The organism is Pseudonocardia sp. ICBG1293 (assembly GCF_020131355.1).
In the GTDB taxonomy this organism is placed as follows: domain Bacteria; phylum Actinomycetota; class Actinomycetes; order Mycobacteriales; family Pseudonocardiaceae; genus Pseudonocardia.
Genome location: NZ_JAHLEL010000067.1, coordinates 1 through 20,365 on the forward strand (window position 1 = coordinate 1; position 20,365 = coordinate 20,365).

A 20,365-nucleotide genomic window follows, 5' to 3' on the forward strand; every position below is an offset into this window, starting at 1 on the left:
CACGGTCATGGGGCGCAGCGTGGTCGCCGAGAGAGCCCGGCTGGTGCTTGCCGGTGCCGAGGATCGCGTCGTTGCCCTGGTGGTCGCCGATCGCGAAGCACGCCCGTTTGACAGGACTTTCGCCACCGCCCTCGGCGACTCCGCCGAGGGCACCGGTGTGGCGAACAGGAGTACTCGTACTTACGGCCCTTCGCGACGATCTTGCCCACCAGCTCGGCGGCCTCGGCGCCGACAGGGGGGCGCCGTAGTATCCGGAATTTTCGTCGGCGGATATGGATGGAGGGCTGTGACCTCGTGGTTCGTGGGATAGGTCAGATAAGCCGCGATTATCGCGTGTCTCAATCTATCGAGGCGGAAGCGACCATGGACTCGTCTCGACAGCAGTGGCCACGGAGTGCGCTGCCAGAGAGACGACAGTGGGTCTGAGCAGCGACGATGGGTGCTGTGGTGGCTGGCCAGTGAGTGAAACTTGCCCGATGACGGGGGCGTCGCGTCGTGAGGACGGCGAACCTGATCAGAACAGGGTGTCGCGGACACGTAGTGGTCGGTAGCCGGTCGGGCTGAGTTGGGCGAGTTCGCCGTCGATGTCGACCTCGATGGCGCCGAAGAAGTTGATGTTCTCCGAGTGGGCCGGGGAGATGTGGGCCAGGACCTCGTCGTCGATGCGGCGACCGGCGGCGCGCATCTGCTCGACGGCCAGGCCGTAGTACTCGGTCGTCCAGGTGACCACGGCGTTGGTGACGAGGGTGAGGCACCACGCCTGCTCGGTCTGTCCCTCCAGGTGTCGGGCGCGGATCATGCCCTCGTGGGCGTAGAGCAGGTCCCGCTTGAGCGCGTGCAGCGACTCGCCCTTGTTCAGCTGCCGGGAGATCTTGCGCCGGTAGGCCGGATCGGACAGGTACCGGGCGGTGTAGACGGTTCTGCGCAGCGCGCCGTACTCCTTGAGCGCCGCGGCGAGCGCGTTCTGCCGCCCGGACGCCGAGAGTTTCCCGACCAGTAGCGATGCGGTGGCGTGCCCGAACTTCAGCGACCCGGCCAGGCGCAGCAGGTCGTCCCAGTGCTCGGCGATCAGGTCGGTGTTGAGCTTGCGAGCCAACAGCGGCCCCGTCAGGGGGAACGCCGTCTCGGCCGCCGCCTTCGCACCCGTCCGGTAGAGAGTGATCTTGCCCAGGTCCCGGATCCGCGGTGAGAGCTGCAACCCGAGCAGGTCGAACAGCCCGAAGTTGACCAGGGTGACGCCGTGCGTGTCGGTGGCGTGCTCGGTGATCGGGATGTCGGTCGCGTTGCCGAGGATCTCGTCCAGGACGTAGTGCGCCTCGCGTTTCGTGGCGACGATGATCTTCGTGCCGTAGGTGGTATGCTGATCGGTCACGTGCGTGTAGGTCGACAGGCCCTCGTGCGCAAAATACCTGCTCAGAGCCCTGGCGGTGACCGACTTACCTCGCGTCGGGAACCGCTGACCGTCCGAAGAGGACAGCGTGCCGGTGCCGAACACCGGGGTCAGCGGCAGGCGCTGGTGGTAGCCGATCAGCGCCAGGTTCGCCGCCCGCAGCGTTTCCTCCCGTACGTACCACTCGGCGGTCCAGGCCAGGATGTCGTAGGAGATCCCGCACGCGTCCGCCATCCGTGTGAGCCCGAGGTTGGTGGACTGGGCGAGCAACACCGCGATCAGGTTCCGCTTCAGCTCGCGCGTGCGGGCCTGCTTGCCGCCGGCGTGGGTGAAGCAGTCCAGGAACCCGGTGCGCTTGTCCATCTCGATCAGCAGCGACACGATCGGCGCGAACGGCAGCATCTCGGTCAGCTCCGCCTTCAACGCTCTCGCCTCGGCCGGATGTCCTCCGCGGTCAGCGGGGAGATCACCAGATCGCCGTCGTCGTCCAGGCGGACCGGGCCGTCGCCGTGGGCGAGCGTCGTTTCCAGCTTGCCCAGCGCGGTGTGCAGCTCGTCTTCGGCCTCGGCCAGGCCGGTGGCGGCGTCGGAGGGTTTGCCGACCAGTCGGCAGAACTCCGCCCGCTGATCCGCCCACTTGTCCTCGGTGAGCAGGTAGGCGGCCGGGTCGGAGTAACGGCGGCTGCCCGGCACGAACACGTCCCCGGTGCGCAGCCCGTCCCGCAGGGCCAGCAGCACGCACAGCTCCCAGTAATGCCGATACGCCGTCGCGCTGCGGTTCGCCGCGGCGGTGTCCAGGTAGCCGCGGAAGCGGGCCGGGACGAACCCGCTCGGCGCGTCGTCGGGGACCTTGCGGGCGCCGGTGGCGTTGAGCTCCCGCAGGATCGCCACCGCCTCCAGCAGCTCGGCCGCGGCGGTGCCGCCGGCGAAGGTCACGGCGTCGAGGACGTTCGGGGTGAACTGGCGCAGGTACCCGTACGAGCCGTCCAGCGCGGCGAGGTGCCCGTGATCGCGCGGCAGCGGCGGCAACGCGCTCGACTGCGCCGAACGCAGCCGGTCCCAGCCGACCCGCTCGCCCCGGATCAGACCGCCGACATCGCCGTCCGGCACCGCCGGGTCGGCCACGATGGCCAAGATCGCGTCCAGAAGCTCCTGGCGGTCCTCCCGGACTTGGCGCGTTCGGCCAGATAGTCCCGCATCCTGTGCGCGGCCTTGCTCTCCCGCGCCGAGAGCGCCTGGTCGAACAGCGCCACCACCTCGTCGAGCACCTCGGTCGCCGACTGGGCCAGCAACGTCAGCAAGATCGGGTACCGGCGTTCCGGCTCCCGCCGTTCCAGCGCTTGGGCGGTGAGGCGGCGACCGACCGTGGCCAGGAACCGGCGGCGTTCGGCCGGCAGCACCGACAGGTCCAACGCGTGGGCGTCCATTCCGCGCAGGAACTCCAGCTTCGCGATCTCGGCCTTCACCGCCGCGGCGAGGCCTCCACCGCGCCGAGGCCTCCACCCCCTTCCAGCCACCGCAGCCGGGTCATCCCGATCTCCGAATCCACCACCAGCAGCCCGTCCAGCCCGACGCGGCGGGCGTCGGTGAACTCGTGCGCCAACCGGTCGAACGTCTCCTGCCGGGCCACCTCGCGGGCGTGGGCGACCCGCTTGACCACCGTCACCGGTCCCGGCCGGATCACCCGCGCCGAGATCAGGAACTCGCACGCCAGCCGGAACAGCAGCGTCGGCGAATCATGCTCCATCGCCCGCGCCAGCAGGAACTCGTCGAGCTCCTTGATCTCCAGCGTCGTCGGCGGCCGCCACCCCAGATACTGCGCCGCCAGCCGAAGATGCTCGGTGCGGGTCTTCGCCCGGCGCCCATACGAACCGATCACGGCCGGATCCACGCGCAACTGCTCAGCCAGGCGCACCACCGCCGCCTGCGGCGCCGACGCCACCTCATCCGGCACGAACCCCAACCACGACAACGAGCACACCGCGACCGCCAGACCCAGCCGATCCGCCGCGCCCCGGCCCCGACCGGGATCAACAAACGCAACGTCCGCCGGGGCCAGCGTGAAGAACCGGAACAACTCCTCCCGGCCGATCTCCGGGAACCGCCGCAGCCTCTCCAGCTCGACGTCTGTGAACACCGGAGCGACCACCCGACAACCTCCCGACCAGAACCCCAGAAACCCCCTGGTCAGGAGCCTACCCAGCCATATCCGCCCGATTATTCCCGGATACTACGGCGACCCCCTCTGGACAGCGCTGCTCATCCTGACCGGATGGCGGCTGACAGTCCTGGCCCGCACCGACGAGCCCACCGACTGGAACAAGGCCATCACGCTGCTGTTCGCGATCGCTGCCGCCTCGAACACCTTCGGCCTGTCACCGGTCAAGACCGCGCTCGACGCCGTGACACCGGGCCTGAGCTACCTATGCGGCTACACCCTGCTGACCATCATGTACAGCGGCTTCGTCTACCTGTTCGCCTCCGGCGAGAAGAGCCGGCCTTAGAGGTCGTTTCAGAACGACTTGTCGAGTTTCCATTGACCCCTCGACGACAGATCAAACGGCAGGTCAGATAGCCGCTTGTCGTCTACAACAGACACGTCGACCTCGTTCTGAAATGACCTCTAAGAGGTCATTTCAGAACGAGGTCGACGTGTCTGTTGTAGACGACAAGCGGCTATCTGACCTGCCGTTTGATCTGTCGTCGAGGGGTCAATGGAAACTCGACAAGTCGTTCTGAAACGACCTCTTAGAGCGTCCGGCAGTAGAGGTGGCCGTGTGTCGGTGTTGGTAGAGACACGGACCTGCAAGTGATCATGGGATTGCTGATGTCCTGATGGTCGCCTGGAGGGTCCGTGCCTCTATTGCCAGAATCGCTGATCGACCCCCTCTGGGTCGAGTTCGCTGCCCTGATCGAGGCAGAGCGGCGCCCGGAGTTCGACCCGCCCATCCGTGGGGCTGTCACCGTCGCCGGATCTCTGATCGGGTCGTGTTCGACCACGTCGTTGCCGCTCTGGTGCACGGTAGTGGCTACGAACGCATCGCCACGCCGGGTTGCTCGGACCGCACCATCCGCCGCCGTCTCGATGACTGGGCCACCGCGGGAGTCAGCGAGGAACTGCTCCGCACCGCGCTGGCCGGTTACGACCAGATACTCGGCCTGGATCTTGACGATCTGGCGGTCGACGGATCGATCACCAAGGCACCAGGCGGAGGCGAGGTGGCCGGCCGCAGCCCTGTCGGCCGCGGCAAGCAGGGCACGAAACGGTCCGTGGCCTGCGATGACCAGGGCATCCCGCTGCACCTGGTCGCGGCGCGAGCCAACGACCATGACTCGCCCCTGCTGGAACCGACCTTGACCGGCATCGTGACGATGATCGGCCCGCTGCCCCGCCACCGCGACGCCCACGGTGGTGATCTGTTCCCGACCGTGCACCTGGACCGCGGCTATGACTCCGGCAAGACCCGTACTCTGCTGCACACCCTGGGCTTCACCGGCGAGATCGCGACCACGGGGGTCCCGGCTCCGATCCAGGCAGGACGACGGTGGCCCATCGAGCGCACGCACTCCTGGATGAACGGCTACGGCAAGCTGCGCCGGTTCACCGATCGCCGGAAGATCATCGTCGAGTTCTACCTCAACCTCGCCGCCGCGCTCACCGTGATCCGCCGGCTGATCAACCGTGCCCGCAGCCGCTACCGCTGGACAACCCGACCCACGACCCGTCGACTCCGATAACCATCAATTGCCGGGCGCTCTAACTCCGGCGAGCAGCGAGCACACCCGGCTTCTTGAGTTCCGTGAGAGGTGCTCAAGAAGATCACGCGGTGGCCGCCCAACCCCGGCTCTGCCCGTCACCGAGCCGGTCGCACACCACTCTGGTGGATGCCACTACACACACCCGTCGGCAGCATGCTGTGTGCTGGTCGTCGTCCAGCTGGGCGCAGGCCATGACACCGCCATCCGAAGTATGTTTAGAGCGCCCGGCAAATGAGGTCGTGGGGGTGTCGTTGCAGGTAGAGGCACGGACCCTCCAGGCGACCATCAGGACATCAGCAATCCCATGATCACTTGCAGGTCCGTGCCTCTACCTGCAACGACACCCCCCGACCTCATTTGCCGGGCGCTCTTAGAGGTCGCGCGGATTGGTCACAGCTTGGCCGCGGTCGAGTGTCTGGGGGCGAGGGCGGGTACGGCCTGCCGATCATGAAGTTATCTACGCTTCGTGATCGTCTGAGGCCGCGTGCCCACCCTGCCATCATGGCTGACCGAGCCGTTGTGGGACCAGTTCACCGCGCTGCTGCCTCATCGAGACGAGTTCGATCCCACCCATCCGCTGGGCTGCCATCGCCGCCGGATCGCGGATCGGATCGTGTTCGACAAGCTCCTGCAGGTACTGCGGTTCGGCTGCTTGTATGAGGGCATCGCTGACAGCACCTGCTCGCGACCACCATCCGCGATCGTCGTGACGAGTGGATCAGGCTCGGGGTCTTCGCCCAGCTGCGTCGGATCGTCCTGGACGCCTACGACCGCATCGTCGTCTGCTGCTGCACGCATCGCCGTCGATGGCGCCATCACCAAGGCCCCCGGCGGCGAGGTCGCCGGTCCGTCGCCGGTGGACCGGCGCAAACAGGGTTGAAACGTTCGGTGCTCGTCGAGGATACGGCATCCCGCTGGGCCGAGTCCTGGCCGGAGCCAACCGGCACGACTCCCCGCTACTGGGCCCCACCTCGACCGCCTCGATGCTCTCGGCCCGCTGCCCGACGACATCCCGTGCCCTCGACGCCGGCTATGACTCCGGCAAGACCCGCGACACGCTGGCCAACGAGGCCTGCACGGCGAGATCGCGCACAAGGGTGAGAAGCGCGATCAGCCACCCCCGCTGGCATTCGAGCGGACCAACCTTGGCACAACAGCTTCAACGCTGCAGGCTGCTAGCGAACGAGAGAAATCGTCGTCGAGCGTTCTTCGCCTCGCCGACACGATCGTCACACTCCGTAGGCTTGATTCGCAGGCAGGACCCACACACCGCTGGAACGCCCGACCTGCCGACGTCCATGATCACCACCAATCCGCGCGCTCTTAGAGGTCGCGCGGATTGGTCACAGCTTGGCCGCGGTCGAGTGTCTGGGGGCGAGGGCGGGTACGGGCCTGCCGATCATGAAGTTATCTACGCTTCGTGATCGTCTGGAGGCCGCGTGCCCACCCTGCCATCATGGCTGACCGAGCCGTTGTGGGACCAGTTCACCGCGCTGCTGCCTCATCGAGACGAGTTCGATCCCACCCATCCGCTGGGCTGCCATCGCCGCCGGATCGCGGATCGGATCGTGTTCGACAAGCTCTGCAGGTACTGCGGTTCGGCTGCTTGTATGAGGGCATCGCTGACAGCACCTGCTCGGCGACCACCATCCGCGATCGTCGTGACGAGTGGATCAGGCTCGGGGTCTTCGCCCAGCTGCGTCGGATCGTCCTGGACGCCTACGACCGCATCGTCGGTCTGCTGCTGCACGACATCGCCGTCGATGGCGCCATCACCAAGGCCCCCGGCGGCGGCGAGGTCGCCGGTCCGTCGCCGGTGGACCGGCGCAAACAGGGTATGAAACGTTCGGTGCTCGTCGAGGGATACGGCATCCCGCTGGGCCGAGTCCTGGCCGGAGCCAACCGGCACGACTCCCCGCTACTGGGCCCCACCCTCGACCGCCTCGATGCTCTCGGCCCGCTGCCCGACGACATCACCGTGCACCTCGACGCCGGCTATGACTCCGGCAAGACCCGCGACACGCTGGCCGAACGAGGCCTGCACGGCGAGATCGCGCACAAGGGTGAGAAAGCGCCGATCCAGGCCACCCGCCGCTGGCACGTCGAGCGGACCAACGCTTGGCACAACAGCTTCAACCGGCTGCAGCGCTGCTACGAACGACGAGAAATCGTCGTCGACGCGTTCTTCGACCTCGCCGACACGATCGTCACACTCCGTAGCTTGATTCGGCAGGCCTGGACCACACACCGCTGGAACGCCCGACCTGCACGACGTCCATGATCACCAACCAATCCGCGCGACCTCTTACTCACTAATGGGTTATAGGTCACACTCAGCCTTGTACGGGTGCTTCGGTTGACTCCACCCGGCTGGCTGGGGAGCACGGTCCGGGGCGGGAGCAACCCTCCCAGGGCCGAGGCCGACCGCGATCAGGGCATGGCAGCCTCGGCCCACCCCTGCGGCGGTCCTTCTTGCCAGGCCGCAAGGGACGGACCGGGCCCGCCGACGACCGCACGGAGCAGCATCCCGCGGATCGTCAGACATGTTGTCAGGACCCTCACCTCTACCAGGCCTCGTATGCGTTGATGGACTACTTCTCCGGCCACTGCCGCCGCGGAACGATCGCCGACGGCTACGCCGGCCCCGCCCAGCTCCCACCCGCCGATGCCCCCTACGACCCCGACGACACCGGCGGCGACATCCTCGGACGGGCACTGCCGGATCACTACACCCCCGATGAGATCCAACTACTGACCATCGCCATCGCCGCACTCGCCGTGTCCTACCTGGACCGGGACAGCGCCTACCGCCGCCGCGGTCTCCAGCTCTGAACCAGACGAACACCGCGTCGTCGTCGCGATCAACGGCCCAAATCACCGGCTCAAGGACAGATTCCTGTCCGCCGGCCCCACAGCTGCGTCACGATCCAGCCGGGCCGGTCAACACCGCCCCCGGACCGGGAACGATCGTCACCAGTGCCGCATCAAGTCCCGGACCGTGAACGGCAACTCAAGGACACCGTGTTCAAACAACAGCCGCTCAACATCGGCTGTCGTGAGCGGTTCCCCGTCCTGCGCCGCGTGGAACGCCATGTTCTTGGCATCGGCTATGAGCGCCTCGTGCTCGGCGCACCATGTCGTGACTTTCCGCTTCACGACATGCCGCTTCGGCGGCGCCAGCGATTTGTAGGTATAGGCTCGATACGCATCATGCGCGGTCTTGTATCCGCGTCCCTGCGCGTCATCAAGAATCTCACCGGTCGATGCAGCGACCACGACATGGCGCTGATCGGTGTCCGTCGACAACGCCTCGCTGACGACGACCTTCGCGGCCCGACCTCCCATACCGGTTCTCCCTCGATAGTCGGCAGGACACGACCGGCCGAGCACAGTCCCATCTGGCCGGGTCCACCGTGGGGCCGTCGACGTCGTCGTCGGTGGACCGCCACGCGACCCGGCCGGTGGCCACGTGCACGATCCGTACCTCGTCGATCTCGGCGTCGGCGACCCCTTCGATCGCGACCGGGATCGCACCCTCCACCGTCGGATAGATCATCGTGAACGCCGACGCGGGTAGCCAGTCGCTGGACAGCTCCACATCGGCCTCGATCCGATACCCGCCCACCCACACAGACGACTCGGCCACGGGCTCGCTCACGGCGCGACCACCCTCCTCACCGGACGCCGGCCACCGCGCCCGCCACATCGGCGGTATCCGGTTCGGGTGTGCGGTCCCCGGCCAACGAGGCCGGCATCTGGATCCGCAACCCGACCAACAGGCGCGGGCTCCACACCCGCTCAGCACCCAGACCGACCAGCAGCTTGTTACGCCGCAACCACGCCACCGCCGCATCAGTCTGGGCGGACCCGATCCGGGCCCGCAGCTCGCGGGTGATCGTCCCGTGGGCCCGGTGCGAACCCAGCAACACCTCGGCCACCGCATCCACCGCCTCACGCATCTGGGCCTCGGGGGCGAGCCGGTCACATACCGTCCTGATCCGCGTCGCCAGGGGCTTGCGGTCGGCCGGGTGAATCTGGGCATCCGCCACCGGCTGCAGCTGTAGGTCCACCCGGTACCACGCCCACGGCCCCGACCCGGAGGTCTTCTTTTTCTTCTTCTTGTCATACAACGTCCCGGTCATCGGCCCGGCCGGGTCGACGACCAGCACGACCGCCGCTTTCGGGACGTTCTGCCGCGCCGTCGTGAGGTAACCCGACCACTCCGTTTCCACCGTGAAATCAGCGAGTGTCAGGCCCGCCGTCTCCGCGAGTGCGGGCAGCCCGTCAATACCGCCGGGCAGGTCGTGGCGGGCCCGCACCTGCAGCGGCAGGCGAGCGTCGCCGAATACCGACTTCGCCGTCAACGACGACCCGACCTTCAGCGATCCAACCTGCTTCGCAGGGACCACCGCGGCACGTTTCGTCCCGTCCTGCAACCGACGCAACGCACCCGGACCGAACAGCAACACCACCGTCTCGGGCCCTGACTTCGGCTTCAGCTCAGGCTTGGGTGCTGGCACGGCCAGGGTGTTCGTGCCGGTGGTGAGCTCGTCGGCGGTCATCGGCGGCCCAGTCCGGCGAAGCGGCTGTAGTGCAGCTGGTGGGCCACCGCGATGGTGCGGGTGGGGCCGCCCCGGTTCTTCGCCAGGATCAGATCGGCCTCCCCGGCGCGGGGGTCGTTGTGGTCGTAGGCGTCGGGGCGGTGCAGCAGGATCACGATATCGGCGTCTTGTTCCAGTGCGCCGGACTCGCGTAGGTCCGATAGCACGGGTCGTTTGTCGGCTCGTTGTTCGGGTCCGCGGTTGAGCTGGGATAGCGCGATCACCGGGACGTCGAAGTCTTTCGCCAGCACCTTCAGCTGTCGGGAGAAGTCGCTGACCTCGACTTGCCGGTTCTCCACCCGGCTACCGGAGGACATGAGTTGGAGGTAGTCCACGACGATCAGGTCCAGGCCGTGGCGGGCCTGCACCCGGCGCGCCTTCGCCCGGATCTGGGAGACCGTTGTGGTCGCGGTGTCGTCGATGAACAACTCGCCACCGGCGAGGACCCGGGTCGCGGCGGCGGTGATCCGCTCGTAGGCGACCTGATCGAGCGCATGTGGGGTGCGGAGATCCGAGACCCGGACTCGCGCCTCCGCGGCGATGATCTTGTCGCGGATCTCGGATTCGGACATTTCCAGGGAGAAGATCACGCTGGTCTTGCCGTGCCGGACTGATGCTGCCCGCACCATGTCCAGGGCCAGGGTCGATTTCCCGAGCCCGGGGCGGGCGGCGATCACGATCAGCTGGCCGGGTTTCCAGCCGCCGGTGACCTCGTCCAGGTCGTCCAGGCCGCTGGGCAGCCCGGGTTCACCCCAGCCGGCTTGCAGGCCGTCCAGCCCGGCGAGCCACGCGGCGTGACCGGATCCGAACGCGACACACCCAGCGGAATCATCATGCACAGCCGACACGCCGTCCAGCGTAGAACGAGCCCGGTCAATGACCCCGCTGATTTCCCCCGACTGCACGCCGATGTGGCCGAGTTGTTGGATCCGGATCCCGGATTCAACCAGGCGGCGCAGCGTCGCTTTCTCGGCCACGATCTCGGCGTAGTAGGCGGCGTTCGCCGCGGTCGGTACGGCCGCGATCAGGGTGTGTAGAGACGCCGCGCCACCGATCCGACCCAGCTCCCCGCGACGGTCCAACTCGGCGGCGACCGCGACCGGATCCGACGGCTCCCCGCTGGCATCGAGGCCGCAGATCACCTGATAGACGGCGGCATGTGCGGGCCGGTAGAAATCCCGGACCGTCACCGTCTCGGTGACCTCCCCGACCACCTCAGGCGAGAGCATCATCGCCCCGAGCACCGCCTGCTCGGCGACCAGATCGTGCGGCGGCAACGGCCCCGCACCCGACTCCGAGGCCGGTGTCGAGGTGCTCACGCGGTCACCGCCGAGCTCTGACCGGGACGGCAGGCCGGGCACGGCACACACCGGCCGTCGCCCCCGTCGACCGTCCGCATCACCGCACCGTCACCGGCACGGGCCTCACACATCCCACACGCCGCCGACGACTCCGAGGTCTCGACCTGCTCAGGAACGGAGACCGGGTCGACGCCAGCAGCCGCCGGCTGATCCTGCGTGGCCTGTTCCGGGCGTTGAGAGCGCCGCTGTGGGCCGTCGCGGCGGACTGGAGGGTCGAGCAAGGGCAGCGGGGTCTCGGCCAGTGGTTCCGCAGTCAGAGCGCGGCGTCGGCGAGCGAGGTGGCGGGTGAAGGCGTTCACGACGTAGACGACCGGGGCGCCCTTCGCCTCCGACAACGCCGCCTGCCCGATCACTGCCGCCTCGACCAACGACAGCCCGTGCACGGACACGGCCTCACAGATCGCGGCCTGGACCTGATCAGCATCCGCCGGGGTCAACCGCCACCCCGTCTTGCCCCGAGCCTGCGCCCACGCCACCCACGGCAACCGACGTACCACCTCCCGAGCCTCGACCCCCAGCGACACATCCAGCGCCTCATCGACCGGCTCGGTGAGTGCCTCGGTGAATGCCTCGGCCCGGCCATCGAGCCCAGTGCGCTCGGCGAGACCGCCCGCCCCGAGACCGACCGCCTCGACAACCGAACCGCCGCGACCGAACCCGGCTGGCGCGGCCGCCGCGGCGCTCGGAGCGGGCGGCGGAGCCGACCCGCGCGCGAGCGCGCTCGATCCTTCGATCTCTCTCTCTTCGAGAGAGATCGAAGATCTCTCGATCTGAAGGTGTCCCCGAAAACGGGGGACAGTCCTGACCTGCACAAACTCTGACTGTCCCCGGAATCCGGGGACAGTCGGCTCACCCTGTCCCCCGATCTCGGGGACAGCTCCGACCAGGGCGAACTCTTCCTGTCCCCGGATCTCGGGGACAGGACCTTCGACCTGTCCCCGAGATCCGGGGACAGTGCTGACCTGCGGCGATCGGGAACGGTCTGGGCGAGGCCGTGGGATGGTGTGACGCCCCGCGCGGGGCGTCTTCCCGGTCGCTTCGACGTCCCGGTAGACCGCGTCCCGCGCCGCGGTGAACGCGGCGTCGGCCTCGGTCAGCGTCGCCGCGCCGCGGTAGCCGGCCGGCGGGTGCAGACTGACCGCGAACCGGTCCGGGACCGGACGGCCGCGGCCGTCGCGGCGCTGCCGACGGCGACCGGTGTCCGGGTCGGCACCACCGTCGTAGACGGTGAGGAATCCGATCTCGATCAACTCGGCCAGGATCGGGGCGAGCTTGTCCGCGCGACCGACACCGACGTGATAGGCCAGCCGTTCACGATCGAGCACCGGGGCCTGATCACCGGCCGGGCGCATCGTGGCCATATCGGCCAGGACCTCCGCCGCAACCCGCGCGGCCGGGGACACACCGCTGTAATGCACCCACCGCGGCGAGAGCCCGATGCTCGTCGCCGACGCCACACCCACGGTGAACGGCTCCCGACCGGCCACCGCCGGCGCGGCGCGGTGTGGGGAGTTCCTCCAGGGCGTGCTCATCGCACACCACCCGTCGATGCGGAGACCCACAGGTCAACAGGTGTAAACGGCTCGTGGCCGGGGTGGCCGGGGTGGCCGGGGTGGCCGGGGTGGCCGGGGTGGCCGGGGTGGCCGGGGTGGCCGGTCATAGGTAGAGTTCTCCTATCTCAGCCTCACGGCTGGTTGGATGGACGACTGGCGGCCCTTTTCCTTGGTGGGTGGGGGCCGTTTGTCGTATTCGGGGGACAGACAGTAGTCAGGTCGCTCGCGGTCGCCACATCCGCCCCACCGGCCCGGTCGCGGCAGCGACGCCGACGCTGGTAGGTCTGCGGGCGGGCGGATCACGAACATCTCCGATCCCCCGCCGCGGACGCTGCGGTACCGGGGATGCCGCGGCGCAGGTGGTGTCGTTGGTTCGCTGACAGTCCGCCCCAGATCCCGTACTGCTCGCCGGTGGCCAGGGCGTATTCCAGGCACGGGAGCCGGACCGGGCACAGCGTGCAGATCCGTTTCGCGGTATCGGCGGGCTCGCCAGGTTCGGGATAGAAGACACCCGGGTCGGTCTGGGCACAGAGTCCAGCGCCCGGCCAGGACACGTCCGTCATACCGGACGACATGATGACCTCCGCTCCTTCACGGTCAAGCGATGACGTGCCTGCTCATCGGCAGGCGCTCTGCAGCGCGTGGGCGCGCTGCGCGGTGACGGTGAGCTGGTAGCGGGCCGCGACTCGGACGAAGTCGTGGGCGTAGGCACACGCGTCGACCGGGGGCATCCAGTGCTCGGGGCCGTGGTCGGACTTCGACCTGTTGACCTGCGCGGTGGTCGCGCGCAGGTTGTCCGGGTCGTTCGCGAACTCCTCACGCCGGGCATCGGTCCAGGCATGCGCGCCGGACCGATGCGCCAACGCGAGCGGGATGACGTGATCGACATCGAGGTCACGGGTCGGGCCGGTCACGGTCTGCCCGCTGTAAGGATCCCGCAGCGTCCCCACTGTCACGTCACAGCCACGCGTGACCGTCGTCTGGGTGAGGTCGCGGGCCAGGACAGCGTCGCGGACATCGCAGCCCGGCCCGACCGCCAGCGCCCAGCCGGGACCGAACGCGTCGCGGCGGTAGTCACGCCCGTGCCGGTCCGGGGCGACCCGCAGCCCGGACACATCCACCGGCCCGGCCGCAGTCACCATCTCCGCCGACCCCGCCGCGCCTGAACCGGTGTCGGTGTCGGTGTCGTCGCGGAGGGCCCAGACCTCGACCAGTACGAACACGGTCAGGGCGAGGGCTGCCATCAGCAGCGTCGCGGCCCGCCGTTCCCCGACCGGGCTACGCCTGCGCACCTGATTCATCCGGGTCATGATGTCGAGTCCTGCTCATCCCGATCATCCGGGGTTCGATCATCCAGGGTGGCCTGGTAGCGGCCCCGGGCGACACGACTGATGCGGCCGCACCCGATCAGCGTGTCGAGGGCGTCGTGCACGGCGGCCTTCGACACGGTCGCCGCGTCCACCAGGTTCCCGGTCGTGGCGGTCCCGCCCTGGATCAGAGCGAGGACCTCGGCCTGCACCGGCGACAACACGACCTCCGCAGCAGCAGCTGACAGAGCGGCGGTGTCGGCACCACCGGCGCCGGTGGTGCGGGTGCCCCACGCGGCTCGCCGCGGGCCGCCCGGAAAGCCGGCCGGGCCGGGCCCGTCAGTGTCGAGGAGGTGGTGGGTGCCACCGAGCCCGCCGACCTGCCACCGCCCGCCCACCGCCGGGCCGAGCACGCTGGTGATCGCGGCGTCGTCGAGTGGATGCAACTCCGGCTGGTTGAAGTAGCGGTCGAACGCGGTCGAGGCGGTCAACGCCGGCGCCGGGAGGCCTTTGCTGACCATCCGGGCCGCGTCCGCGTCCGAGGGCAGCCAGTCCCAGCGGACCGGCGCGTCCAGGTGGGCGTGTACGGCCATCCCGGGCACCGGCCGCCGCGGCCGGGCATCGTTGAGCGGGAGCTCGGCCGGGTCGAACAGCAGGCCCGGCACCAGATCCGAGGATGATTTCGAGTTGGTGCGGAACGCGATCACCTGCGCCGCGAACGCCGACCGGGCATGGTCCCCGCCCCACGCTGCTTGTCCTTGGGACTGGTTGAGCCCGACCAGCCAGATGCCCAGGGCGCGGACGGTGTTGACGGTCTCGGTCCAGAGTGCGGCGACCTTCGGGTCGTGGGCGACGAAGGAGTACTCGTCGTGCAGGAACATCCACCCAGGGACGTCCTGGCTGGGGAAGATCAGATCGGAGCCGGCCTCGGCGGCGATCTGTGCGCGCGCGGCCAGGATCGCAGTGACCAGCCGCGGCAACGCGAGGACGTTCTGTTTGCCGATGACCGCGACCCGCGCCCGTGTCGCGAGGGCGGTGGAGGAGTTCCCTTTCGGATCGGCATACAGCAGGTTCAGGACGCCGGTCGACAACGCCGAGGTCACCAGGATGTTCGTAGCGCCGGACTTCCCGCCACCGGTCGACCCGAGCACCGCGGTCGGGACGGTGCCGCCGTCATCCCACATGAGCACATCGACCTCGCCGGACCCGTCGATCGACCGGCCGACACCCTTGATCACGCCGTCGGCCACGCGTGGCGCGGTGAACAACCGGGTCTGCGCGACCGGGTCGGTGTGGATGATCGTCAACCGCGCCCGCGCCGCACCTTCCCCACGGCGCCCGGGCGCGAACAGGACCCGGTCGGCGTCGAGCCCGAGCCCACCGGCCAGGCGTACCCGATGGGAGACCAGGTCATCGAGGGTGTGTGTCCCGCGGGCCAGGACCACATCGAAACACGTCGTGTATGCGTCGTCGGTGCGGTTGGTCAGGCGTGACCCGGGGACCTTCCCGTTCCTGGCGGCGTTGGTCTCCGCCCACGCCAAGCAGTACCGGTCGTGCTCCGGGTCCGGCGGCGCGACCGCAGGCAACTGCTGCGGCGGCGTCAACGCCGCAACCCGCGGCCCGATCGGGTGTGCCCGCCACCAGCGGGCACCGATCGCTGTGGTGCCGAGGACCGCGGCGGCGGCGAGTAGCGGCGACGGGCCGGCCGCGGCGAGGTGATAGGCCAGAACTGATGCACCCGCACCACTACCGGCCAGCTCGGGCCACCACCGCCCGACCGCCGACCGGTAGCGGGCAGCGACCACCGCAGCTGCACCCAACGGCACCGCCGCGGCGGGCGCGGCGAGGACCGCCGGGTCCGCACCGGCCACCGCCGCCAGCCCGGCGCCGAGCCAGTGCCCACCCATCCCGGCCACACCACCAAGTGCGGCCGGGATCCACGGCCACCGCCGCCGTCGGTTCCGGGCCGCAACCAACACCCGACGCGCGTTCTCCACCCGATCATCACCACCAGCCGAGGCCGCCGCTGCCACGTCGTCGGCGCCGGGCACGACCGTTCCCTTCACCCGCGACCAGAGCACGCCCAGCACTGCACCCGAGCCGGGTGCAGTCGTCGTGTCGTCGACAGCACCGTCGCGGTCGCGGGCGGTCTGTCGGGATTGCGGCCGCGCCTCGGCCCGCTGCGCCGCGAGCCGGGCAGCATGCTCGAACCGCGTCTTCCGCGTGATCGTCGGAACAGACTTCGACCGGGTCATGACCGTCCTTCCTTCTTCTACTGGTCAGAACCGTGCTGATGGAGCCGGAGCGCCCGCCCACACCACCCGTGGTGTGGGCGGGACTCGAAACCCACCCGCTAGTCAGCCGTGGCCCAGGGACGCCTTCGACGCCCGCGTGATCATGTGATTGGCGGTCAGGGCGTCACGCACGATCTGCCCACCCACACCGATCCGCTCCGCCACAGCCGACAGGTTGTCGATCACCGCACCGACATGGGTGCCCGCACCGTCGAGGCCGTCCAGGCCGGTCCAGCCGTGACCTTCGAACTCGTCCACCAGCGAGCGGTGAGTGCCGATGAGCTGTTCCAGGTCTGAGGCTGCGTCCCGCAGAGCGGCTGAGAGGAACTCGTAGTTCCCGTCCACGTCCAGTGTCGCCATCACCGTCATCTCCATTCTGTTTCGGTGTGTGTGCTGGTCAGGTGCCGGTTAGAGGACGGCGTGCGGGCCGGGCACGTACGGGGCCTGGTCGTAGGCGTCCCGGCCTCGGTCGCCCTGGGCGCGCATCTGCTCGGCCAGGCCCCGGTACAGGCCCTCGGCGGCGTTCAGCCCCGACAGCGAATCGGCGAGGGGCCCGGTGACCTGGTCGCCCCAGCCGTCCCCGGACAGCCGGTCGGTGAACGCCGAGAGCTGGGTCTGGTAGACGCCACACGCGTCCGCCGCGGCGATCAACCGCGCTACCGCTGCCTCATACATCCCGTCTCCTCCGGAAGAAGTAGTTGTGCTGGTAGCCGTCGGCGAGGACTCTGCTGCCGGGGCCGTGCCAGACGGAGACGACGACGGCGCCGCCTCCGGGGCAGTGCTGGGAAAGTCGTCGAGGTCGACGCCGCCGTCCTCATCCGGGACCGGGCGGGCCACCGGAACCTGCTCCGCCACAGGCGGGGAAGGCAGGCCGGGATCATCGGTCGCCACCACCGCACCACCCGATGCCCCGGCAGCGGGACAAGTGGCGTGTCGCCGTCGACCCCACGGCTCCGAGCTCTTCGCCCCCGCAGGCCCGGCCGAACCGGTACCGATCGCCGAGCTGGCGCCGCTCGCGCTGCCGGAGCCCGCGACGGGGAGCAGGCCGCGGGCCTGGGCCCACCGGGCCCGCGCACGATCCGCCCTGTCGAGGCGACGCTGCTGGGTAGTGCGCCACCGCTCGTCCCGGGACGGCGCGGTCTCGTCGAACCAGGCACGGCGCCGCGCGGCGCGGTGTTCGGCCCGGTGTTGGGCGGCCCGGCAGGCCTCGGTCCAGCGGGAGGCGACCAGCAGTCCGAACGCGCCCTGCCCGGTCGGGCGCCCCGAGCTGGTGCGGGCCCCGCCGCCGGCGTTCTCGTGGCGCATGCGGGCTCGGGTGAGGCCGGGTGGTTCTTTGCCGTTGCTGTAGGCGGCGGTGTCGGTGCGGCCCTTGGTCACGAAGAACGCGACCACGACACAGGTCAGGAAGAACGCCTCCATCAGCCGCTCCTCTCTTCTCTAGTGTCGTATCGGCCTGCATCGACCGAGGTCGAGGACATCGACGGCATCAGGTGAGGGATGCCGCGAGCGCGGCGATGAAGGTGTCCGCGGCGCTGTACAGCCGCGGGACACCCGCCAGGACGGTGCCGACCAGGGCCAGGGCGGCGACGACCATCAGCGACTTCGTCCTGGTTGCCGATCCCCGATCCCGGCGCCGCGTAGGCGCTGTAGGCCCACAGCCCGCGGCGCCGCTACGGCGCCGACCGCGGAGACGCCGACGAGTTGGGCGGTGGCCTGCCCGGCCCCGGTCAACGCACCACCCGACAACGCGGTGAACAGCCCACCGAACCAGCCCGCGGACGCGCCGCCGACGCCGAACCCGCCGACCACCGCCAACACAGCGGCGACCTTCTCCCAGTCCACGCCCTTGCCGGGCACATCCAGATAGACCAGGACGATCGCCAGGATCAACGCTAGGGCGCCGAGCGCGGGCATCGACGACGGAATGAACATCGACCACGACACGATGAACCGCCTCCTTCAGATGGCGAGGGCGAGTAGGACGACCACGACAACCGTGATCACGAAGCCGGACGGCTTGTCCCGGATCACGTTCGCCAGCCAGTCCAGCGGGAACACCATCGCCAGGGCGGCCAGCGTCAGCGCCGCGTGCACGGCTCTCACCAGCTGATTGCTGGAGGTGGTCCAGTCACCGGCCCGCGAATACGCCCAGGTCTGGGCATACGACGGCGGCTGCTCGTTCCACCGCGGCCGCGCCTCCACCAGATCGCTGATGGCCTGGGCGATGCGCTGGTCCCACGGCGCCAACGGCTTCACGGCCGGCTCCGCCGGTGCAGCCGTCTGGTCCTCGCCGCCGGTGGGCGGCGCGGTGTTCGGGTCGACGATGTAGAGACCCGGACGATCCGGAGCGCCCTCGACCTTCTGCTCGTCCTGGTGCTGGTCAGATGCGGGCTGCGGCACGACGACCACCTCCCACCCGCTGCCGATGGCAGCGGCTACAGGTCCGCGGCAGCACACCGCCATCCCGTGGAATCTCGATCGACCTGCGACACACCACACACCGGGCACGCACCTGCATCACCGACCACCGCCAGCAGCAGGAACGGCGGCCTGGCGCTGCTCGCGGCGGGCCTGCGCCCGCTCGGCCTGACGCTGCTTCGCTCGCACTGCCTTGTGAGCGGCAGCCTCCTGGCCGGCGTGGAGCTCGACGAACAGGTCGGCCAGGTCGTCGGCGATGCGATCGATCCGCCGCATGACCTCTGGCGACCCGGCCCGGTTCTTAGGAAGCGTCGCTCGCACGGCGGCGAACGCCGCGATCAAGCGCTCGACCGGCGTGGACGCCTGCCCGTACGCCGATACGAACATGTCCCGGCGGACTTGACTGCGACGCAACACCGCATCCGCACGCCGAGCACTCAGAGCAGGCAGATGAACCGTCCCCGCCGAGGTCGACATCAGGCCGCCACCGCCCGACCGTCAACCGCCGCGACGGCGGCGATGGCTACGTGCCGCTGAGCGGTGCGCTCCTCGCGGGTCGTGCCGCCCCACACGCCGTACTCGCCCGTCGCTGTCGCCCACTCCCGGCACGCGACACGCACCGGGCAGCCCGTGCACACGAGACGAGCCTGCAGCACACCCAGTTCACTGACCGGGAAGAACACCTCCGGGTCGACATCGAGACAGTGCCGTGCTGGATGGGACGACAACTCGACCGGGACCGGAGCTCCAGGCCCCGGATCGTCGTCAAAGACAGGACTACGCTCGACCACGTGGGTCACCTCTTCGCACTCTGGGTGGCCTACAAGGGCCTCGGCGGCTCTCAACCCGCCGAGGCCCAACCACTCAACTTATGTAGCCAATGCAGGAACTGGAAGTTCTTACATCGACCACCTCAGCTTGCAGGGGGCTGGCACGCAAGTCAAGCCCCCGCCTGCGGCAGCGCCGGAGCTGCAGCCGACAGTGGAGGGGGCGACCAGTCCCCACCAAGGGCAGCCTTCACAGTCAGAGCAGCCCGCTAACTCAGAGTCCATAACGAGACAACATTCAGACGCAACGGGGGGGGCGTGACTTCTCGCCAGAACAATCCCTGGGCCCAACTCGGCGCACGCTTGCGAAAGTTCCGCCTCACAGCGGGAATGTCTGGGCGAACATTAGCCGACGCCATCGGATGTGACCAATCGCGAGTCAGTCGGATCGAATTAGGGAAATCGCACGTCACCAAACAAGAGACACAGGAATGGCTTCGAGCCACAAGGGCCCCCTCTGACTCCCTAGCGGAGCTGCTCGCAGAAATCGACGCCGCGCCAAGGAAGTCAGCGCCGCAGCGCAATTCAAGCCTAAATGGATGGCAGGCGCGGCGCGGCGACGTCGAATCCATCGAACTCGAGGCCGCATCCATCCTAACCTGGCACAGCTCTTTCGTGCCAGACCTTCTTCAGTCAGCCGCATACATGCGCCACTTTTTTCACTCTACCACCTACAGCTCGAAGCGAACCATAGCCGTCAAAATTGCGGAGCGTATCGACCGCCAAAACATCCTCTACACTTTTCCCCGAAAGATGGAGGTCGTCGTAACCGAATGTCTACTCAGGCAGAAGTTTGGTGGAACTCATGTGATGGTCGACCAGCTGGACAGAATCACCTCGCTAGCCAAGCGCAATT

Annotated in this window: 22 protein-coding genes and 3 pseudogenes; 7 read left to right on the forward strand and 18 right to left on the reverse strand. The window is 68.7% G+C overall.

Annotated elements, in window-relative coordinates:
* Positions 1-514: 514 nt before the first annotated feature.
* From KPF47_RS35440 to KPF47_RS35455, 4 genes are read right to left on the reverse strand one after another with little or no spacing between them, the layout of a single operon-like run.
* Positions 515-1,813 (reverse strand): transposase, encoded by a 1,299-nt coding sequence (locus tag KPF47_RS35440; protein WP_224392889.1) that lies wholly within the window; start codon positions 1,811-1,813, stop codon positions 515-517.
* A complete protein-coding gene (locus KPF47_RS35445) occupies positions 1,810-2,523 on the reverse strand; it encodes a hypothetical protein (RefSeq protein ID WP_224392890.1) in 714 nt (237 codons plus the stop codon). Before KPF47_RS35445 ends, KPF47_RS35440 begins: the two co-directional genes overlap by 4 nt.
* Positions 2,472-2,855: a transposase gene (locus KPF47_RS35450; protein ID WP_224392891.1), complete on the reverse strand. Its 384-nt coding sequence runs from the start codon at positions 2,853-2,855 to the stop codon at positions 2,472-2,474. Before KPF47_RS35450 ends, KPF47_RS35445 begins: the two co-directional genes overlap by 52 nt.
* A complete protein-coding gene (locus KPF47_RS35455) occupies positions 2,852-3,526 on the reverse strand; it encodes a DUF4158 domain-containing protein (protein ID WP_224392892.1) in 675 nt (224 codons plus the stop codon). The genes KPF47_RS35450 and KPF47_RS35455 overlap by 4 nt, the downstream gene beginning before the upstream one ends.
* Here KPF47_RS35455 and KPF47_RS35460 point away from each other — a divergent pair.
* The 6 genes and pseudogenes from KPF47_RS35460 to KPF47_RS35480 all read left to right on the forward strand — a co-directional run bounded on the left by KPF47_RS35460 (position 3,519) and on the right by KPF47_RS35480 (position 7,980).
* Positions 3,519-3,893: a hypothetical protein gene (locus KPF47_RS35460; protein ID WP_224389031.1), complete on the forward strand. Its 375-nt coding sequence runs from the start codon at positions 3,519-3,521 to the stop codon at positions 3,891-3,893. The two genes, KPF47_RS35455 and KPF47_RS35460, sit on opposite strands and share 8 nt — an antisense overlap.
* A 112-nt stretch (positions 3,894-4,005) precedes the next feature.
* Entirely contained in the window at positions 4,006-4,128 is a 123-nt protein-coding gene (locus tag KPF47_RS39445) for a hypothetical protein (protein ID WP_255659583.1), read from the forward strand.
* A gap of 115 nt (positions 4,129-4,243) precedes the next feature.
* Positions 4,244-5,127: pseudogene (locus KPF47_RS35465) on the forward strand (IS5 family transposase).
* A 505-nt stretch (positions 5,128-5,632) separates the two neighbouring features.
* Positions 5,633-6,257 (forward strand): annotated as a pseudogene (locus KPF47_RS35470) (transposase); the annotation flags it as partial.
* A gap of 330 nt (positions 6,258-6,587) precedes the next feature.
* Positions 6,588-7,429, forward strand: a pseudogene (locus KPF47_RS35475) (IS5 family transposase).
* Positions 7,430-7,620: 191 nt separating this feature from the next.
* Entirely contained in the window at positions 7,621-7,980 is a 360-nt protein-coding gene (locus KPF47_RS35480) for a hypothetical protein (RefSeq protein WP_224389056.1), read from the forward strand.
* Positions 7,981-8,118: 138 nt separating this feature from the next.
* On the opposite strand, the gene KPF47_RS35485 is transcribed toward KPF47_RS35480, so the two are convergent.
* The 14 genes from KPF47_RS35485 to KPF47_RS35550 all read right to left on the reverse strand — a co-directional run bounded on the left by KPF47_RS35485 (position 8,119) and on the right by KPF47_RS35550 (position 19,473).
* The gene (locus KPF47_RS35485) at positions 8,119-8,424 is read right to left on the reverse strand and encodes a hypothetical protein (RefSeq protein WP_224389055.1); all 306 of its coding nucleotides are present in this window, start codon (positions 8,422-8,424) and stop codon (positions 8,119-8,121) included.
* On the reverse strand, positions 8,402-8,806 hold the full coding sequence (locus tag KPF47_RS35490; protein ID WP_224389054.1) for a hypothetical protein: 405 nt from the start codon (positions 8,804-8,806) through the stop codon (positions 8,402-8,404). Before KPF47_RS35490 ends, KPF47_RS35485 begins: the two co-directional genes overlap by 23 nt.
* A 16-nt stretch (positions 8,807-8,822) precedes the next feature.
* Entirely contained in the window at positions 8,823-9,710 is an 888-nt protein-coding gene (locus KPF47_RS35495; protein WP_224389025.1) for a hypothetical protein, read from the reverse strand.
* Entirely contained in the window at positions 9,707-11,068 is a 1,362-nt protein-coding gene (gene dnaB / locus KPF47_RS35500) for a replicative DNA helicase (protein ID WP_224389053.1), read from the reverse strand. Before dnaB ends, KPF47_RS35495 begins: the two co-directional genes overlap by 4 nt.
* Positions 11,065-12,642 (reverse strand): hypothetical protein, encoded by a 1,578-nt coding sequence (locus KPF47_RS35505; RefSeq protein WP_224389023.1) that lies wholly within the window; start codon positions 12,640-12,642, stop codon positions 11,065-11,067. Before KPF47_RS35505 ends, dnaB begins: the two co-directional genes overlap by 4 nt.
* Positions 12,643-12,962: 320 nt before the next feature.
* Positions 12,963-13,238, reverse strand: a complete 276-nt coding sequence (locus KPF47_RS35510) for a WhiB family transcriptional regulator (protein WP_308015578.1) — start codon at positions 13,236-13,238, stop codon at positions 12,963-12,965.
* A gap of 42 nt (positions 13,239-13,280) precedes the next feature.
* Positions 13,281-13,973, reverse strand: coding sequence for an HNH endonuclease family protein (locus KPF47_RS35515; protein ID WP_224389022.1), 693 nt, complete (start codon positions 13,971-13,973; stop codon positions 13,281-13,283).
* On the reverse strand, positions 13,970-16,225 hold the full coding sequence (locus tag KPF47_RS35520; RefSeq protein WP_224389021.1) for a hypothetical protein: 2,256 nt from the start codon (positions 16,223-16,225) through the stop codon (positions 13,970-13,972). Before KPF47_RS35520 ends, KPF47_RS35515 begins: the two co-directional genes overlap by 4 nt.
* A gap of 102 nt (positions 16,226-16,327) precedes the next feature.
* A complete protein-coding gene (locus tag KPF47_RS35525; protein WP_224389020.1) occupies positions 16,328-16,627 on the reverse strand; it encodes a hypothetical protein in 300 nt (99 codons plus the stop codon).
* Positions 16,628-16,672: 45 nt separating this feature from the next.
* Complete coding sequence (locus KPF47_RS35530; RefSeq protein ID WP_224389019.1) at positions 16,673-17,683, reverse strand: hypothetical protein; 1,011 nt, start codon at positions 17,681-17,683, stop codon at positions 16,673-16,675.
* Positions 17,684-17,857: 174 nt separating this feature from the next.
* Positions 17,858-18,196, reverse strand: coding sequence for a hypothetical protein (locus tag KPF47_RS35535; RefSeq protein ID WP_224392893.1), 339 nt, complete (start codon positions 18,194-18,196; stop codon positions 17,858-17,860).
* Positions 18,197-18,223: 27 nt separating this feature from the next.
* Positions 18,224-18,664 carry a hypothetical protein gene (locus KPF47_RS35540; RefSeq protein WP_224389017.1) on the reverse strand — a complete coding sequence of 147 codons (441 nt, stop codon included), beginning with the start codon at positions 18,662-18,664 and terminating at the stop codon, positions 18,224-18,226.
* A gap of 117 nt (positions 18,665-18,781) precedes the next feature.
* Positions 18,782-19,159 carry a hypothetical protein gene (locus KPF47_RS35545; protein WP_224389016.1) on the reverse strand — a complete coding sequence of 126 codons (378 nt, stop codon included), beginning with the start codon at positions 19,157-19,159 and terminating at the stop codon, positions 18,782-18,784.
* Positions 19,159-19,473, reverse strand: coding sequence for a WhiB family transcriptional regulator (locus KPF47_RS35550; RefSeq protein WP_308015386.1), 315 nt, complete (start codon positions 19,471-19,473; stop codon positions 19,159-19,161). Before KPF47_RS35550 ends, KPF47_RS35545 begins: the two co-directional genes overlap by 1 nt.
* A gap of 294 nt (positions 19,474-19,767) precedes the next feature.
* Between KPF47_RS35550 and KPF47_RS35555 the strand changes: the two genes are divergently transcribed.
* Positions 19,768-20,365: Scr1 family TA system antitoxin-like transcriptional regulator (locus KPF47_RS35555; RefSeq protein WP_224392894.1), on the forward strand; the 598-nt coding region annotated here is incomplete at its 3' end.

What these genes read in the sequence shown, in the direction of transcription:
- KPF47_RS35495 (WP_224389025.1), bottom strand. Translation starts at nt 9,710, where the DNA reads ATGACCGCCGACGAGCTCACCACCGGCACGAACACCCTGGCCGTGCCA.
- KPF47_RS35545 (WP_224389016.1), bottom strand. Translation starts at nt 19,159, where the DNA reads ATGTCGACCTCGGCGGGGACGGTTCATCTGCCTGCTCTGAGTGCTCGG.
- KPF47_RS35515 (WP_224389022.1), bottom strand. Translation starts at nt 13,973, where the DNA reads ATGACCCGGATGAATCAGGTGCGCAGGCGTAGCCCGGTCGGGGAACGG.
- KPF47_RS39445 (WP_255659583.1), top strand. Translation starts at nt 4,006, where the DNA reads ATGACCTCTAAGAGGTCATTTCAGAACGAGGTCGACGTGTCTGTTGTA.
- KPF47_RS35520 (WP_224389021.1), bottom strand. Translation starts at nt 16,225, where the DNA reads ATGACCCGGTCGAAGTCTGTTCCGACGATCACGCGGAAGACGCGGTTC.
- KPF47_RS35505 (WP_224389023.1), bottom strand. Translation starts at nt 12,642, where the DNA reads ATGAGCACGCCCTGGAGGAACTCCCCACACCGCGCCGCGCCGGCGGTG.
- KPF47_RS35510 (WP_308015578.1), bottom strand. Translation starts at nt 13,238, where the DNA reads ATGTCGTCCGGTATGACGGACGTGTCCTGGCCGGGCGCTGGACTCTGT.
- KPF47_RS35535 (WP_224392893.1), bottom strand. Translation starts at nt 18,196, where the DNA reads ATGTTCATTCCGTCGTCGATGCCCGCGCTCGGCGCCCTAGCGTTGATC.
- KPF47_RS35530 (WP_224389019.1), bottom strand. Translation starts at nt 17,683, where the DNA reads ATGGAGGCGTTCTTCCTGACCTGTGTCGTGGTCGCGTTCTTCGTGACC.